The sequence below is a fragment of the Candidatus Thermoplasmatota archaeon genome (assembly GCA_035541015.1).
Classification (GTDB): Archaea; Thermoplasmatota; SW-10-69-26; order JACQPN01; family JAIVGT01; genus DATLFM01.
Window position 1 is genome coordinate 1 of the sequence record DATLFM010000107.1, and the last position, 15,381, is coordinate 15,381.

At 70.2% G+C, this 15,381-nt stretch carries 16 protein-coding genes; 8 read left to right on the forward strand and 8 right to left on the reverse strand.

Annotated elements, in window-relative coordinates:
* Positions 1–96: 96 nt before the first annotated feature.
* Positions 97–846, forward strand: a complete 750-nt coding sequence (locus VM681_10500; GenBank protein HVL88414.1) for a methyltransferase domain-containing protein — start codon at positions 97–99, stop codon at positions 844–846.
* A 5-nt stretch (positions 847–851) separates the two neighbouring features.
* Here the strand turns inward: VM681_10500 and VM681_10505 are convergent, their stop codons facing one another.
* From VM681_10505 to VM681_10515, 3 genes are all read right to left on the reverse strand, one after another.
* Entirely contained in the window at positions 852–1,496 is a 645-nt protein-coding gene (locus tag VM681_10505; GenBank protein HVL88415.1) for a hypothetical protein, read from the reverse strand.
* A gap of 91 nt (positions 1,497–1,587) precedes the next feature.
* Positions 1,588–1,917, reverse strand: coding sequence for a hypothetical protein (locus VM681_10510; protein HVL88416.1), 330 nt, complete (start codon positions 1,915–1,917; stop codon positions 1,588–1,590).
* Between the two features lie 53 nt (positions 1,918–1,970).
* Positions 1,971–2,204 carry an Lrp/AsnC ligand binding domain-containing protein gene (locus tag VM681_10515; protein ID HVL88417.1) on the reverse strand — a complete coding sequence of 78 codons (234 nt, stop codon included), beginning with the start codon at positions 2,202–2,204 and terminating at the stop codon, positions 1,971–1,973.
* A gap of 180 nt (positions 2,205–2,384) precedes the next feature.
* On the opposite strand from VM681_10515, the gene VM681_10520 reads away from it, so the two are divergent.
* Positions 2,385–3,473 (forward strand): quinone-dependent dihydroorotate dehydrogenase, encoded by a 1,089-nt coding sequence (locus VM681_10520; protein HVL88418.1) that lies wholly within the window; start codon positions 2,385–2,387, stop codon positions 3,471–3,473.
* A 58-nt stretch (positions 3,474–3,531) separates the two neighbouring features.
* Here the strand turns inward: VM681_10520 and VM681_10525 are convergent, their stop codons facing one another.
* The gene (locus tag VM681_10525) at positions 3,532–4,989 is read right to left on the reverse strand and encodes a geranylgeranyl reductase family protein (protein ID HVL88419.1); all 1,458 of its coding nucleotides are present in this window, start codon (positions 4,987–4,989) and stop codon (positions 3,532–3,534) included.
* A 163-nt stretch (positions 4,990–5,152) separates the two neighbouring features.
* On the opposite strand from VM681_10525, the gene VM681_10530 reads away from it, so the two are divergent.
* Complete coding sequence (locus tag VM681_10530; GenBank protein HVL88420.1) at positions 5,153–5,686, forward strand: hypothetical protein; 534 nt, start codon at positions 5,153–5,155, stop codon at positions 5,684–5,686.
* Here VM681_10530 and VM681_10535 read toward each other — a convergent pair.
* Together VM681_10535 and VM681_10540 are read right to left on the reverse strand one after the other, a co-directional pair.
* Positions 5,678–8,410: a cation-transporting P-type ATPase gene (locus VM681_10535; GenBank protein ID HVL88421.1), complete on the reverse strand. Its 2,733-nt coding sequence runs from the start codon at positions 8,408–8,410 to the stop codon at positions 5,678–5,680. The genes VM681_10530 and VM681_10535 overlap by 9 nt on opposite strands.
* 24 nt (positions 8,411–8,434) lie before the next feature.
* Entirely contained in the window at positions 8,435–9,181 is a 747-nt protein-coding gene (locus VM681_10540) for a hypothetical protein (GenBank protein HVL88422.1), read from the reverse strand.
* A 422-nt stretch (positions 9,182–9,603) separates the two neighbouring features.
* Between VM681_10540 and VM681_10545 the strand changes: the two genes are divergently transcribed.
* The 5 genes from VM681_10545 (at position 9,604) to VM681_10565 (ending at position 13,067) form a co-directional block, all read left to right on the forward strand.
* Complete coding sequence (locus VM681_10545) at positions 9,604–10,209, forward strand: hypothetical protein (protein ID HVL88423.1); 606 nt, start codon at positions 9,604–9,606, stop codon at positions 10,207–10,209.
* Positions 10,210–10,292: 83 nt separating this feature from the next.
* Positions 10,293–10,478: an AbrB/MazE/SpoVT family DNA-binding domain-containing protein gene (locus tag VM681_10550; GenBank protein ID HVL88424.1), complete on the forward strand. Its 186-nt coding sequence runs from the start codon at positions 10,293–10,295 to the stop codon at positions 10,476–10,478.
* 9 nt (positions 10,479–10,487) lie between these two features.
* Positions 10,488–11,456 (forward strand): Lrp/AsnC family transcriptional regulator, encoded by a 969-nt coding sequence (locus VM681_10555; GenBank protein HVL88425.1) that lies wholly within the window; start codon positions 10,488–10,490, stop codon positions 11,454–11,456.
* Between the two features lie 94 nt (positions 11,457–11,550).
* On the forward strand, positions 11,551–11,955 hold the full coding sequence (locus VM681_10560) for a nuclear transport factor 2 family protein (GenBank protein ID HVL88426.1): 405 nt from the start codon (positions 11,551–11,553) through the stop codon (positions 11,953–11,955).
* A 14-nt stretch (positions 11,956–11,969) separates the two neighbouring features.
* Positions 11,970–13,067, forward strand: coding sequence for a class I SAM-dependent methyltransferase (locus VM681_10565; protein ID HVL88427.1), 1,098 nt, complete (start codon positions 11,970–11,972; stop codon positions 13,065–13,067).
* On the opposite strand, the gene VM681_10570 is transcribed toward VM681_10565, so the two are convergent.
* Together VM681_10570 and VM681_10575 are read right to left on the reverse strand one after the other, a co-directional pair.
* Complete coding sequence (locus VM681_10570) at positions 13,064–13,213, reverse strand: CxxC-x17-CxxC domain-containing protein (GenBank protein HVL88428.1); 150 nt, start codon at positions 13,211–13,213, stop codon at positions 13,064–13,066. The genes VM681_10565 and VM681_10570 overlap by 4 nt on opposite strands.
* Before the next feature lie 509 nt (positions 13,214–13,722).
* On the reverse strand, positions 13,723–15,381 hold a 1,659-nt coding region (locus VM681_10575; protein ID HVL88429.1), incomplete at its 5' end, for an amidase family protein.

A 15,381-nucleotide genomic window follows, 5' to 3' on the forward strand; every position in this document is an offset into this window, starting at 1 on the left:
GGCTCGAGCCGTGGCTTGCGGCCTTGTCGGTGGTCGCCTTGGCGCTCGTCGCCCGGCGCAGCAAGCTTCTTTGAGCAGGGGGGCCTTCGGACGGCGATGACGTCCTTCTCGCCGTCGCCGCCTCCCCGCGTGCCGCCGGCCGCACGCAAGGGGCCGGAGCTTCCGGTCCATGACTACGAGGGCGGCTTCGAGGACATGCACGCGGGGCTGCGCCCGCGGTTCCGTGAGTTGCTGCTCCGGGAGTGCAAGCCCGGGCAGACGGTGGCGCTGGACGTCGGCTGCGGGTCAGGCCGGGTTGCGTTCTTCCTCGCGTCGCACGTGAAGCACGTCGTCGGGATCGACGTGGACGCCAAGGCGATCGAGGCCGCGCGCGCCAAGGCGCGGTCCATCGGCGTGAGCGCCCGGGCCGAGTTCGTGGTCGCCGACGCCGACAAGACGCCCTACGGCCGCTTCCGGCAGGACGGCTTCGACCTCGTCGCCACCAACCTCGCCTTCTCCGAGGCCGTCGTCGCCCACGCGGCCGCGGCGCTGCCCGCCGGCGGGGCCATCGTTTTTTGCTGCATGGGCAAGGACCAGTTCGCGGAGATCGACGGCGCCGGCCGGTTCACCTACGCCGAAGCGCAGATTCGCGACGCCGCCGCACGCGCCGGGCTCGCCGTGGAGACGCTCGAGCGGGAGGCGTTTCGCGTGCGGTTCAAGAGCATCCAGGAAGCGCGCGAGGCGCTGGGCCCGGAGCGGACGTCGCGATGGCTCTCGGACGGCCGGTGGGATCGGCTTGCGTCCAACTTCGCCCAGGGGAAGCGGACGCTCACCGAAAGCCGCATCGTGGGGCTGCTGCGCCGCTAGAGGGCCTACCGGACGTCGGCGGCCCGCCGCGCGCGACGCGGGTAGCGCACGGGGCCAGGCGCGAGCACCTCGCGGCCCGGGAGCGTGACCGCGGCCGTGCCCCCGCAGGCGATGCCGACGAGCGCGAAGAGGGCCACGAGCCCAAGCAGCGTGACCTGCGCGTTCTCGCCGGCCGCGCCCAGGTTCACGTCCGAGCCGGGGTTCACGGCCATCCATCCGCCCGCCGCCACGGCGAGGAAGACAAGCGCAAGCGTGGCCGCGCCAAGGAAGCCCCCGACGAAGCCTGCTCCTGCGGCCGCCCCCGGCCGGTCCCGCAGGGCGCGCGCTGCGTACACGCCGCCGACGACGGCCAGGAGAACGGCCGTGGTCACGACAAGCCCGATTCCAAGCGCGGCCAGAAGGGTGTCGCTTCCGACCTCGGCGCGCGCCACCTCGAAACCGTCGGCCGCCGCGGCCAGGACGACTCCGCCGAGCCCGAGCGCGATTCCCGCGACAAGGAAGATCGCCACGATGCGGGCGATGGTTCCGCCGGCCGTCGGGATGCCGATGTAGCCCCACCGGTAGTCTGGATCTTCGGGCCAGGGGGCCTCCGTTTGTTCCACGCGCCGTTCGACCGTCTCGCCCGCCCGCTCGTCAGCACGCTCCATCATACGTATCGTTAGTCGCTTCGAGGAGCGTGCGCCATAAGCGTTCCGTGACAATCGCTCCCATTGGAGCCGCGCTCCTGCGTGCGGCCGCCCGCTAGGCCTTCATGATGCTGACGAGGAACAACCCCAAGGCCACGATGGCGCCCACGATGCCGCCGACCACGGCGACAAGCGCCTTCACGACGCCCACGTAATCCCAGTTTGGCGCAAGCGCCCGAAGCGCCGAGACGTCGAGGAAGGCGAGCCCCAACCAGATCACAAGCGCGAGGATGCCAAACACGGTGAGTCCCATGCCGATCTTGCGGCTGCGCCCCGCGCCGAAGTAGGCCGTGAAGAGTCCCGACAGGAACGTGAGCAGGCCAAACGAGAAGATGGCGATGCTCAGGAAGATGTCGAGCGCGGTCATGCCGGTTTGCAGCGCCAAGTCTCTCCACCGTCGTACCGGGAACCCGATTCCGCTTCAAAAACGTGCCGTAATCAGAATCGCGTGCCCGTGAGGGTCTTCGTGTCCATGACCCCGTCGATCGTGCGGATGCGATTCACGATGATCTGGCCTAGCGTGTCGAAGTCCCCCGCCTCGATCTTTGCGATGAGGTCGTATTCGCCAAAGAGCGGGTGGAGCTCGACGATCTCCGGGACCTTCAGCAAGTGGTTGTAGACGTCGTGCTCCTTCGACGGCGCCGCGCTGATGAGGACAAAGCCGACCGCCATGCCAATCGCTCCAGGACCCAAGAGGCGATGCTGAAGCTTCAAGATTTTGGCGAATCAGACGGCCACACGCCAAAAAGTACCTTTTCATTGGAATTGACCGGCCATTCGCCAGTATTTTGGCGAATGGGTTCGCCAGCCGCTTCGAAACGGGCTTAGGCTTCCGCGGCCTTGCCCGGACGGATGCCAACGGGGGACCCGCGCTCGCTCTACCGGCTGGCGCGACCGTTGGTCTTCCAGCTCGACGCCGAGCGGGCGCACGATCGCGTCGTCGGGCTCCTCTCGCGCGTGCGCCGCGGCGGCGCGCTCGACGCGCTTGTCCGCGCCGCCTTCCATCGCCCCGACCCGCGGCTTGCCTCGTCGGCCTTTGGCGTCGCCTTCCCAAGCCCGGTCGGGCTTGCCGCCGGCTTCGACAAGAGCGCGCGCTGCGTCGACGGTTTGGCCGCGCTCGGGTTTGGTCACGTCGAGGTCGGAACCGTCACGCCCCGACCGCAGCCCGGCAATCCTCGCCCGCGCATCTTCCGCGACGTGCCCCGCCGCGGGCTCGTCAACCGCTTGGGCTTCAACAACGACGGCGCGGTGGCCGTCGCCGCGCGCCTGGCACGGGCGCGGCCCGGCGTGCCGGTGGGCGTCAACGTCGGCAAGAACCGGGACACGCCGGCCGACGCGGCGCACGAGGACTACGCTTCGTGCGTGAGAACGACGCATCGGCACGCGTCGTACTTCGTCGTGAATGTCTCGAGCCCCAACACGCCGGGCCTCCGGGCGCTCCAGTCGACCGAGGCGTTGGCCCGCATCCTCGACGCGGTCCGCGAGGCCAACGCGCCGGGCCGTCCGACGCTCGTCAAGATCGCGCCGGACCTTCCGCCCGACGACGTGCGCGCGGTCGTGGAGCTTGCCGTGGAAAAGCGACTGGCCGGGATCGTCGCCACGAACACGACGATCGCGCGCACGCATCACGGCTGGGTGCAGCGCGAGCCCGGGGGGCTTTCGGGCGCGCCGCTTCGCGCCCTGTCGAACCGGACGGTCCGGCTCGTGCGCGAGGCCGCCGGCGATCGGCTGTCGGTGATCGGCGTGGGCGGCGTCTTCACCGCAGACGACGCGCTGGAGAAGCTTGCGGCCGGCGCCGATCTCGTGCAGGTGTACACGGGCATGGTCTACGAGGGGCCGGGGATCGTGAAGCGGATCCATCGGGGGCTCGTCGGCGAGATGGAGAGGCTCGGCTTCGAGCGGTTTGACGCGCTTTGCGAATCGTTGCGCGGGCACGGATAGCCGAACACGCGGCACGGTCGCAACGGCGGTCGGTCTCGGAGATGCCCGCGATCGAAGGTTACTTCCTCTGCCCCGGCGCCACGAGCTGCTTGGGCACCTCGGCGGCCCGTGCGCGTTCCAGCTGCCTTGGCAGTGCCTGCGGGGGCACGGCCTTGCCCGCGTCGACGCCGTCGCCGCTTGCCTTGGGCAGCATCCACGAGGGCAGGAGGAGGATCTTGAGGATGCTCCACCAGCCGGTGAGCTGCTCCTTCTTCTCGCGGTCGGCGAGCATGTCGCTGATGAGGGCGCGAACGGCGGGCTTCGTCGCGGCCTTGCGAAGGACCCAGTTGAGAAGCCACGTGTGGCGGCCCATCTTCTGGAGCTTGTAGCTCATGTCGAGCTCGTGGCCAAGCTCCTTCCAGATGCGCGCTTCGTAGGCCGCAAGCGTCGCCTTGGACACGTCTCCTTTCTTGATTGCAAGCGCGGCGTACTCGGCGGCGTAGCGTCCCGAGACAAGCGCGTTTCCGATGCCCTCTCCCGAGAACGGGTCGATGAGGCCGCCGGCGTCGCCCACGAGCATCCAGCCGTTTCCGGCAAGCGTGCGGCGCTCGCTTCCGCAGGGAAGCTGCCATCCCTTGAAGCTCCCCTCCCACGTCGTCGCGTTCTTGAAGCGCTCCTTGAACATGGGGTGCGACTTGATGATCTCGAAGGTGATCTCCTTCATGTTCACCTTCTTCTTGCCGTCGGGGCCCTTGGCCTGAAGGTCGGTCTCGACCATGCCGGCGCCCACGTTGGCCGCCCCGTTGTCCACGGGGAAGATCCAGAAATAGCCGGGGAGAAGCCCGTCGACGAAGTGGATCTCGATGTCGTCGGTGAGGTCCGTGATGCCGTCGGCGTACCAGCGGAAGGCCCCGATCCAGTGGTCGTGGTTCTTGTTCTCGAAGTCGTAGGCCCCCACGGCAGAGGCCACCTTGGAAAGGGCGCCGTCGGCGCCGATCACGACCTTCGCGCGGAAGGTCTGCTCGCGGCCGTCCTTGTGCTTGCCGGTGACGCCGCGGGCAAAGCCCTCCTCGATCACGACGTCCGTCACCGCGAACTCCTCGATCGCCGTGACGTTCTCCTGCTTCTTCGCGTAGGAGAACACGATGTTGTCGAAGACCAGGCGTCGAACGACGTAGCCGGGATCGATGTACTTGTAGGTCCGCTGGTCCTTCATGGAGGCGGGGTCGATCTTCTTGGGGAAGGGGATCTGCACGACGTCGCCGGCGGGGCTCGAGAACACGACGCCGTTGGCGCGCGCGTAGGGCTCCTTCTCGATCCACGTGTGGAGCCCAAGCTCGCGGAGGACCGCGATGGACTTTCCGGAGATGGCGTCTCCGCAGGTCTTGTCGCGCGGGTACTTCGACTTCTCGAGGAGCAGCGTCCGAAGGCCGGCGCGCGAGCAGAAGCTTGCCGCAGAGCTTCCGCCCGGACCTCCTCCGACCACGATGACGTCGTACTCGGTTGCGCTGCCCGGGCTTGCCGTCCGGTCGGCCATGGCGCACACAACCGGATTCTCGAAATAAAGGTTTAGGCCGCCAGCATGCGACAGGGCGGGGAAGACTCCAACCGGTCAACCTGCAAGGACCGCGTTTCCCGGTCTTGAGTTTGGCTCGCCGGTTCGCCGACAGGGGCATGAATCGGCGGGCCGATGGCCGCGCGTGGAGGAGCCTTTCCGCATCCGGCGCGCGGCGACCGGCGACGAGCTCGCGCTTGCCACCGTGCACGTCGAGAGCCTGCGGAAGACCCTCCTCGGAATCCTGCCTCGGGACCGGCTGAACCTCCTCCAGGTGGACGAGCGGGAGCGGTTCTGGGCGGGTCAGCTCGAGAACGAGGCGGCGCGACGCTACCTTTTCGTCGCGGAGGACGACGAGCGGGTGGTGGGATTTGCGGCCGGAGGCGCCGAGCGCACGGGCGACCCCGTCTTCCGCGGCGAGCTCCTGGGCCTGCACGTGCTTGTCGGGGAGGCCGCGGCGCCGCTTGCCCGCACGGTCGCGGCCGAGCTTGCGCGCGCCGGGCTCACCACGATGCTTGCTTGGGTTCCCGCCGAGTCGCCGCACGCGCGCTTGTTCGCCACGCTTGGCGCCTCGCCGGTACGGCTGCGCCGCGTCCGCATGGCCGGCACAAGCTTCGAGGAAGTCGGGTTCGGCTGGCTCGACACCCGGGCGCCGCCCTTGGCAACGCCGTCAGGCTGAGGCCTGAGCGCCGCTTGGGCCCGCCCCGCGCCGGCCCAGGGCCGCCTTTTCGATCTCCACCGCCACGAACACGACGGCGCCAAGGATCGTGACGCGCCCCCAGGTCTCCAAATCCAACGCCGTCGTCTCGAAGAGCGTCTGCATGGGCGCCCAGTGCGTGAAGGCGACCTGGAGCACGATCAGGGCGCCGACGGCCAGCAGCACGACGCGGTTGCCGAGGATCGCCTGGCGGCTTAGGCTCGGAGCGAAGATGAAGCGGCTGTTGAAGAGGTAGAAGGCCTGGCCCGCCACGAGCGTGTTGATGGCGACGGTGCGGGCCGCCTCCAAGCTCGCGCCGCGGTCCAGCTCGAAGAGGAAGTGGAAGAGCGTCGTGGCCGCAAGGAGCGCCCCCACGAAGGTGATCCTCAGGGCAAAGCGCGCCGGCAGCAGCGGCGCCGTCGGCGGACGGGGCGCGCGGCGCATGACGTCGGGTTCGGTGGGCTCGAAGGCAAGCGCAAGCGCGAGCGTGACGGCGACCACCATGTTGACCCACAGGATCTGGACGGGCGTGATGGGGAGCTCGAACCCGTGGGCCGTGAGGGCGCCGATGTTGAAGAGCACGGCCGCCACGACGACGAGGGCCTGGCCGCCGTTTGTCGGCAGGATGAACAGGAGCGCCTTGCGGATGTTGTCGTACACCGTGCGGCCCTCCTCGACCGCGCGCGCGATGGAGGCGAAGTTGTCGTCGGCAAGCACCATCTCCGCGGCCTCCTTGGCCGCCTCGGTGCCCTTCACGCCCATGGCGATGCCGATGTCGGCCCGGCGCAAGGCGGGCGAGTCGTTGACGCCGTCGCCGGTCATCGCCACGACGTGCCCGCGCCCTTGCAGCGCCTGGACGAGGCGGAGCTTGTGCTCGGGGCTCGCCCGGGCGTAGACGTCGACCTCCGTCGCCTCGCGGGCAAGCGTCGCATCGTCCATGGCCTCGAGGTCGCGGCCCGTGAGCACGCGCACGCCGTCGCCGATGCCAAGCGCCTTTCCGATGGCGCGGGCGGTGAGGGCGTGGTCGCCCGTGACCATCTTGACGCGGATGCCGGCCTGCCTGCACCGCGCGACGGCCGCCTTCGCCTCCTCACGGGGAGGATCGGTGATGCCCACAAGCCCAAGAAGCGTCAGGCCGGACTCGACGTCGTGGGGCGAAAGGGTGGCAGCTTTCGGGCCCGCCGTCCGCGCGGCGACGGCGAGCACGCGCTGGCCGGATTGCGCAAGGTCGGCGGCAAGCTCCGTCCAGCGCGCGCGGTCGATGGGGGTCTCGCCGTCGACCGTGCGCTCGCGGTCGCACATGGAGAGCACGCGCTCGGGCGCGCCCTTGACCGCGATCCAACCGGATCCTGCCGGGCCTTCGTTGAGGGTCGCCATGAAGCGGTGCTCCGATTCGAAGGGCACGACGTCCAGGCGCGGATGGCGCTTGCGCTCGGACTCCGGCTCGAGGCCGGCCTTCATCGCAAGCGTGACGAGCGCGCCCTCCGTGGGGTCGCCTTCGAGCCTCCACCCGTCGCCCTCCGCATGGAGGGCCGCGTCGTTGCACAGGAGTCCCGCGCGCGCAAGCTCGACGAGCGCGGCAGGCGGCGCTGGCAACTCGCTGCCGCCTGCGCGGAAGCCCCCACGCGGCGCGTACCCGCCGCCCGTGACCTCGAGCGTCCGGCCCGCCACCGCGACGGTCTGGACGGTCATCTCGTTGCGCGTGAGCGTCCCGGTCTTGTCCGAGCAGATGACCGTCACCGAACCGAGCGTCTCCACGGCCGGAAGCCGCCGTACGATGGCGCTTTGCTTGGCCATGCGCTCGACGCCGATCGCAAGCGTGATCGTGAGGATCGCCGGCAGGCCCTCCGGGATGGCCGCGACCGTGAGGCCCACCGTGGCAAGGAACATGTCGACGGGCGAGAAGTTGCGCAGGCCCACGCCCACGAGGAACGTGAAAGCCGCGACGGCGAGGATGGCCGCCGTAAGCCAGCGCGCGAACTGCGCGATCTGCCGCAGCAGCGGCGTGGTCACGGTCTGCACCTCGGACAGGAGCGCGCTGATGCGGCCAAGCTCGGTCCGCATGCCCGTCGCCACCACGACGCCGGTGGCCTGGCCGAAGGTCACAAGCGTGCCCGAATGCGCCATGCAGAACCGGTCGCCCACGACCGCGCCCGCGTCGGCGGGCTTCGCGGATTTCTCGACGGGCTCCGACTCCCCCGTGAGGGGGGCCTCGTCGATGCGGAGGTTCTTGATCGTGAGCAGCCGCAGGTCGGCGGGAACCTTGTCGCCCGATTGGAGAAAGACCACGTCGCCGGGCACAAGCTCGCGCGCGGGGATCGTCCGGCGGACGCCGTCGCGCACCGCCACCGCCTGCAGCGACAGGAGCTTCCGGATCCCCTCGAGCGCGCGCTCGGCCTTGCCCTCCTGGACGAATCCGATGAAGGCGTTCACCACGACGACGCCCACGATCACGCCGGTGTCAAGCCAGTGGCCCAGGAAGGCCGTGACGCCGGCGGCGGCCAACAGCACGTAGATGAGCACGTTGTGGAACTGCAGCGCAAACCGCGCGATCGGGCCGCGGCGCTTGGGCGGCGCAAGCTCGTTTGCCCCCTCGCGCGCCAGGCGCGCGTTTGCCTCCGCCCGTGAAAGGCCTTCCGCGCGGCTTGCGACCGCGGAAAGAGCCTCCTCGGGCGTCAAAGCGTGCCAGGGCTTCCGCGGCTCCACAAGCGCGCACCGCCCTTCCCCGATTTAAGCCCCACGGGAGCGAGGGTCCAGGCGGAATTGCAGGACCCAGCCCTCGGCCACGGGCCTTGCGGCCGCAAGCACGATGCGTCCCAACCCCGCCGTGGTCGTCCGCAGCGTCCCGTCGCAGGGAAGCGCGGACGCCTCGCCGATTCGAACCACGCGCAGCACGTCGCCTCCGGGCGTCCGGACGCCATCGGCAAACGGTTGCTCGTCGACGTCGCGCGCAAAGCCCGCCGCCGCGTGCTCGATTTTCACCTCCAGCCGCCGCGCCGCGGCTTCGTTGGCGGCCAAGAGCGCGTCGGCGACGCCCTTTGGGGCGAAGGTGTCCCGCCGAAGGACGAGCGCGAAATGGCGCCCGCCCTGCACCGCGCACGCGTCCGTGAAAACGGCCTGGCGCGCCCGCGCGAGCGCCGAGACGACAAGGTGCATCGCCGTGTGCGCCTCCTCGATGGCCTCGCGCCGCGCCACGTCGAGGTGGCAGCGGACGTTTGCGCCCGCCGGCGGGACCGTGCCCGCAAGCGCAAGACGCAGCTCGCCGCGGAACCATCGCGCCGACGCGAGCTTGCGCTTGTCGCCGCCCACCCAGACCTCGCCGCGGTCGGCAGGCTGCGGATGGCGCGCGTCGGAGCCCGAGGGCCGGAACAGGGACCGATCGGGCACGAACGTCTCCCCCCGCACGGCCGCCACCGTTGCCGTCGTCGCCCGCGGCGAAGGGTGCAGGAGCCAAAGGCGCTCGGTCGCGACGGTCACGCGCGCGCACCGGCGCCCCTCGGCAAATAGCCGGCGGTCGGCCGCGACGGTCACCCGGCCGAAACCGATCGGCTTAATGTGCGGCGCGCGAGTCGGGAAACCGTCGTCCACGGACGAAAAACCAGGAGGTGGTGTGCTGCAAGAAGATTGTAACCATACGAGCAAGCCCGCAGTCGACGGAACCCCATCCCCCGATCCGGCGGCCCCGACGTAGGCCCCCGCTCCGTGGAACCCTGACCAAGCCGCGGCGGTGCGTCCGCCGGGCCCGATGCGCATTCCGTCGCTTCGTGGAGGTACGATCCACGACGCAAGCGGCCGTCCGTCCGGCGGCAGGATTTTTCCATTTTTCGCTCCCGACCCGTCGGTTTTTGCCGAACGTTTCCGCCGCCCCTTAGGTGAACGCCCGTCCCTCCCTTCCTTGCATGACGCGAATGCTAGCCCCCCTGGCGGTTTTCGCCGCCGTCGTCGTGAGCCTCTCGAGCGCCCAGGCGATCTACATCGCCACGCCGCTGCAGCTTGCTCTTTCGGCCCCGCGCGCCGACGTGGGCGACGAGCTCGGACTTCGACTGGCGCCGCGGGACGACGACGCGCGCCGAGCGTGGGCCGGACGGACGATCGAGATCCGCTGGCGTTTCTACGAGGCGCCCTCGGACGACCCCGAAACCCCCGTGAGCTCGAACGACTACCGCAGCGGCTCGCTTGGCACGGTCGCGCTCGATGATTGGGCCTCCGGCGCCTTCTCGTTCCGCGTCCCCGCCGCAATCGACGGCAAGAACGTCGAGATCGTGGCGACGGCCGGCGACGAGCTCCTCGGCTTCGCGCGGCTTGCCGTGGGCGACGCGGAGGAGATGTACTACCTGCTGGCCGGCGGCGACGACGACGGCCGCGAGCGCGCCGGCAACGAGCAGCAGCGCACATCGAACGACGCGGCAAAGCCCGCCAAGACGCCGGGCCTCGACGCGCTTGCGGTCGCCGGGGCCGTCGGGCTTGCCGGCGCCGGCGCGGTGCTCCTCGCGCGCCGGAAGTAGGGCTTCGCGGGGCGGTCTTGCGGCCGCCCCTTCCTTTTTTTATGACCCTAAAGTTTTAGTCCTGACCCCGCGATCGCGCCACGATGAAGGTCCATCGCGTCCTCAACCGCCGCTACGGCAACAAGACGTACCACAGCTGGCGCCTCACGAGCCTTCCGGCCAAGACCGTAGAAGAGCTCGGCTGGAAGAGCGGCGACACGCTCGACGTCGTCGTCCAGAAGGGGGCGCTCGTGATCGCGCGGCGCGGCAAGCTGCCGCCGCTGCCGTAGGGGACTCCCATGGACGCCGTCGACATCCGCATCCTTCGCGCGATGGGACCCTTCCCCTATGCGCCGCGCGCCAACGGCTCCGACGCGCTGCGGCCCGCGCGCATCGCACGCGAGGTGGGCCTGAGCCCGGAGACGGTCCGGGACCGCATCGCGCGCATGGAGGGAACGGGGGTGATCGCCGGCTACGAGATCGTCCCGAACCTCCGGCACCTGGGCCTGTCCGCCGACGCCTTCTTGATCCGGCCGCCCGACGAGCCGCACCGCGAGCGCCTGCGCAACTCCCTCGGGCTCGTCGAGGGCCTGCTGGAGGTCACGTACTTCCTTGGGACCGAGGCGTGCGTGGACCTCTCGTTCCAGACGCCCGGTCAACGGGCGACGCGGCTTCGCGCGCTCGCGGAGGCGTCGGGCGATCCCTCGCCGCTTCCGTTCCTCGGGTGGCGCATGCCCGCGGTCGAGCGCTCCCTCTCGCACCTCGACTGGCGGATCGTGCGCGCGCTGCGCGGCCGCGCCAAGCGGTCGCTCGTCGAGGTCGCCGAGGAGCTGGGCGTGGGCTACCGCACCGTGAAGCGTCACTACGATCGCATGGCCGAGGAGGGGAGCTTCTTCGTGAAGCCGCTTCTCAACCCCGCGGCCGAGCCGGGCGTCGTGCCCTTCGTGCTCTTGTTCTTCTTCGAGGATCCGGCGGACCGCCAGGCTCCCGGGCGCATCCTCCGCGCTCTCGACGAGCACGTCGTGTTCGCGCACCCGCCGGCTTCGTTGCAGGCGGGCAACTTCGACGTGCTCGTGTTCGCCTCCTCGGCCATGGACGTGGAGCGATTGCGGCAGAAGGGGGCGGCCGTGCCGGGCGTGACCCGCGTGCAGGCGCTCGTGCTCACCGACGTGGACTCGCGCATGGATTGGATCGACGAGCTTCTCGACGCGAAGCTTGCGGCCGCGGCGGCCGCGTCAGGAAGCGGGGCCCCGGACCCCGCGCGCTGACAGCCCGCCGGGTTCGGGTGTCCATTCCGCGTGAACCGCCTTCCAGCGCCCGCTTTGGGAGGCGCGGGCCATTGGCCCATCGGGGCGATCCCAAGTGAACCGAAGCAACCCCGAAGCGACGAAGGCGATCCAGGGCCTGCAGCTCGAATTCCCGCGTCTGTTCAACGGCGGCAACTACGAGGCGCTCGTGAACACGCACTACACCGAGGACGCGACGTTCTTGCCGCCCGGTGTGCCCGCGGTCTCCGGCCGCGCGGCGCTGCGGGGCTTCTTCCAGGAGATGGGCAAGGCCTACTCGAACGTCCGCATCGCGCCCGGTCCCGTGGAGTCGTCGGGGGACCTCGCCGTGGCGCAAGGAACCTACCGCGCCGACCTCGTGCTGCCCGACGGCCGCAAGGTCGAGGACCGCGGCAAGTTCCTCGAAGGCTGGCGAAAGACCGCCGACGGCACGTGGAAGTGCTTCGCCGACACCTTCACGAGCGACCTCGAGCATGCGTAAGGTCGAGGGTTTCCGTGAGCCATCTTCCGTCCAGCGCGCGTCGGGAGCCCCTCACCGACCGCCTTCTCGCCTGGAACATCGCCGCCTACGAGGCGGCGAGCGTGTATCTTGGCGACCGGTTGGGCCTCTACCGCGCGCTGGACCGGATGGGCGACGCCAGCGCGCCCGAGCTCGCCCGCGAGACGGGCACCGACCCGCGCTACGTACGCGAGTGGCTCGAGCAGCAGGCGGTCGCGGGAATCCTGGAAGTGGCCACCCGATCGGACGACGGCGACGCTCGGCGGTACCGCATCCCGCCGGACGACCGGGAGGCGCTCCTTGAGCCCGACAGCCTGGCGCACCTTGCGCCTCTGTCCCGCTTCACGGTGGGCGTCTACTCGGGCCTGCCGCGGCTCGTCGAAGCGTTCCGCACGGGGCAAGGCGTGCCGTACGCGGCCTACGGGGCCGACGCTCGCGAAGGCCAGGCCGACGTGAACCGCACCCTCTTCGTGAGCCTTCTGGGCCGCGATTGGCTCCCCGCGATCCCCGACCTGCACGAGCGCTTCCAGGACGCTCCGCCCGCGCGCGTGGCGGACGTCGGATGCGGCACGGGTTGGTCGTCCATCGCCATGGCGAAAGCCTACCCTCGCATCGCCGTCGACGGCCTCGACCTCGACGCGCCATCCGTCGAGCTTGCCCGCTCCCTCGCGAAAGCCCACGGCGTCGACGACCGCGTGCGCTTTGTGGTCTCCGACGCCGCCGATCCTACGCTTGCGGGCCGCTACGATCTCGTCACCGTGTTCGAAGCGCTGCACGACATGGCGCATCCGGTGGAGGCCCTCGCCTCGCTCCGTCGCCTGCTTGCGCCCGGCGGAAGCGTGCTTATCGCCGACGAGCGCTGCGCGGAATCCTTCGTCGCGCCCGGACCGCCTTCGGAACGGCTCTTCTACGCCTGGAGCGTCCTCTTCTGCCTTCCCACATCGCGCGAGCAACCGGGCTCGGCCGCCACGGGCACGGCGATGCGGCCGGCGACGCTTCGCGCGTACGCCGAGAAAGCAGGCTTCGCGCGCGTGGAGATCCTGTCGATCGAGCACGATCTCTGGCGGTTCTACCGCCTGTGGCCGGACGCCTAGGTGTAGATCGCGCGGCAGTTCCGGCACATGATCGGCTGTCCCGGACTCTTGGCCGGGTCGAAGGGCACGCGAGTGGGGTCCCCGCACTTGCCGCAGCGGGCGTTGAACATCTCCTTGCGATCGTGCTCTGCGCCGCGCCAGCTCATGGTCTCGCGCTCGTACGGACGAGGGGGTACATTAGGCTCACCGTCGGCAACCTTATGGCGCGGCGCCCCGGTGAGACGGCTCATGGGAGACCCGCACGGGGCGGCGCTCGCCCGCGCCAGCGAGCGTTACCGCCTCGCGCACGCGACCGTGGCGGACTCCGTGCGCCGGCATTTCGGACGCGCCCGGCGGGTGACGGCGCACGGCATGCCCGGATGGATCGTTCCTCGTCCGCCCGGCGCCGCCGCGGCCTGCGCGGCAGGCACGTTTGATCCCAGGCGCGTCTTCGTCGGCCTGGTCGAGCGCAAGCGGGCGATCACGCTGCACCTCTGGCATCCGGGAGACCCGGGCCTGATCGCGGCGCGGCGGGAGGCCTTGCGTCGCGCCGGGCTCGTCGCCATGGTCGGTTGCGTGACCTTCGCGAGGCAGGGACCGTACCCGTCGGAAGCCATCGACCGGCTGCTGGCGGCGGCCGCGCGGGTCGATGCCGCGGGCGCGCGGCCGGGCCGCTCTACGGCCGGGCGGTCACGTTCACGACGGTCTCCAAGGCCTCGGCCGGCGGGCAGATCCCGACGAGAAGCGACGGGTTGATCGCTGTGGGCGCCTCGCGTCGCTGCGATCCTTGCTCGTACGCGTAGGCGAAGCCAAGAAGGCGCGCCTCGCTCCAGGCGGGGCCAAAGAAGCTCAGGCCCTGGGGCGTGCGGCCGTTGTAGCCGGACGGAACAGTCACGGTGGGGTACCCGGCGGCCGCCCCGAGGTTGGTGTACGGCGCGTTTGGGCCCACGATGGCGTCGACCCCGTTGGCGCGGAAGAGATCGTCGGCCACGGCGCGGCTCCCCGTGATCGTCGGAATGGCCGCCGTGTCGGCAATGCTGCCGCTGCCGGGCGTAGCCTCGGATGCGACCAGCAGGTCCTGCCCGTACTTGACTTGGTCCGGATGCCGCTGGTTGAACAGGATGATGTCCGTGAGCGTCTTCACCGGAAGGCCGGGACCGGCCTCCTCCGCGAGGTAGCGGTTGATGCCGAACTTGAACTCGTTGAAGATGAGGCCGATCTCGGTGAGGGCGACGTACCGCGCGTTGCTGTCCTGGATGGGAACGAGCACGGCGCCCAAGCGCTCGAGATCCTCCAAGGCGCGCACGAAGAGCTCGTTGTTACGCGGCACGAAGCCGATGCGCGCGCCGGCCAACGCGTCCGGTCCAAGCGCGGCCGCGTAGTCGCCGCCGGGCGGAAGGTGCTCGGCGCTTGCCGCCGTCGCCGGATCGCGAGGGTCGGGTCCGGCGATGGCCGAGAGGACCGCGGCCGCGTCCCAAACGGTGCGCGTCATGGGGCCCGGCACGTCGAAGTTGGCGGCAAGCGGGATGACGCCCGCGCGGCTTACGAGGCCCATCGTGGGCTTGACGCCGACCAGGCTGTTGGCGTTGCTGGGCGAAAGAATGCTTCCGGACGTCTCGGTGCCGATCGTGGCGGCGGCAAGGGCCATCGAGCCCGCCACGCCCGACCCGCTGCTCGATCCGCTCGGATCGCCGCCCGTGTAGGCGTTCACGACCTGACCGCCAAGCGAGCTGTAGCCGTTGGGCATCCTCAGCGAAACCCAGTTCGCGAACTCGGACAGCTGCGTCTTGCCGAGGATGATCGCGCCGGCCTCGCGCAGCCGCGCGGTGAGGGTCGCGTCCTGCGGCGGGACGTTCTCGGCAAGCGCGACCGAGCCGGCCGTCGTCGGCATGTCGTTCGTCCCGACGTTGTCCTTGAGGAGGATCGGAATGCCGTGCAGCGGACCGCGGATTCGACCCGCGGCGCGCTCCGCGTCCAGGGCCACGGCCTGCTCGCGCGCCGCCGGATGGATGGCTTGCACGGAGTTGAGCGCGGGCCCGCCCTCGTCGAAGGCGAGGAAGCGCGCGAGGTACGCGCCTACGAGGCCGGCGCTTGTGACCTCGCCGCCTGCCAAGGCCGCTTGGATGTCTGCGATCGTCGCGCGCTGGAGGTCGATCGATCCCACGCCCGAAAGGCAGTCGGTGGGGACCAGCGCGGCCACGACCGGCGCAATCTCGGAAAGAACGGCGCCAAGCGGCGCCTCCTGCGCCGGAGACAGCGGCTCGCTGTCCTCGGATTGGACCTCCGGTTGCAAGCATCCTGCAAGGAGCAGGCAGGCGAGAGCGCCGGCCAGAAG

What these genes read in the sequence shown, in the direction of transcription:
- VM681_10520 (HVL88418.1), top strand. Translation starts at nt 2,385, where the DNA reads ATGCCAACGGGGGACCCGCGCTCGCTCTACCGGCTGGCGCGACCGTTG.
- VM681_10550 (HVL88424.1), top strand. Translation starts at nt 10,293, where the DNA reads ATGAAGGTCCATCGCGTCCTCAACCGCCGCTACGGCAACAAGACGTAC.
- VM681_10515 (HVL88417.1), bottom strand. Translation starts at nt 2,204, where the DNA reads ATGGCGGTCGGCTTTGTCCTCATCAGCGCGGCGCCGTCGAAGGAGCAC.
- VM681_10525 (HVL88419.1), bottom strand. Translation starts at nt 4,989, where the DNA reads ATGGCCGACCGGACGGCAAGCCCGGGCAGCGCAACCGAGTACGACGTC.
- VM681_10555 (HVL88425.1), top strand. Translation starts at nt 10,488, where the DNA reads ATGGACGCCGTCGACATCCGCATCCTTCGCGCGATGGGACCCTTCCCC.
- VM681_10500 (HVL88414.1), top strand. Translation starts at nt 97, where the DNA reads ATGACGTCCTTCTCGCCGTCGCCGCCTCCCCGCGTGCCGCCGGCCGCA.
- VM681_10545 (HVL88423.1), top strand. Translation starts at nt 9,604, where the DNA reads ATGACGCGAATGCTAGCCCCCCTGGCGGTTTTCGCCGCCGTCGTCGTG.
- VM681_10505 (HVL88415.1), bottom strand. Translation starts at nt 1,496, where the DNA reads ATGATGGAGCGTGCTGACGAGCGGGCGGGCGAGACGGTCGAACGGCGC.
- VM681_10570 (HVL88428.1), bottom strand. Translation starts at nt 13,213, where the DNA reads ATGAGCTGGCGCGGCGCAGAGCACGATCGCAAGGAGATGTTCAACGCC.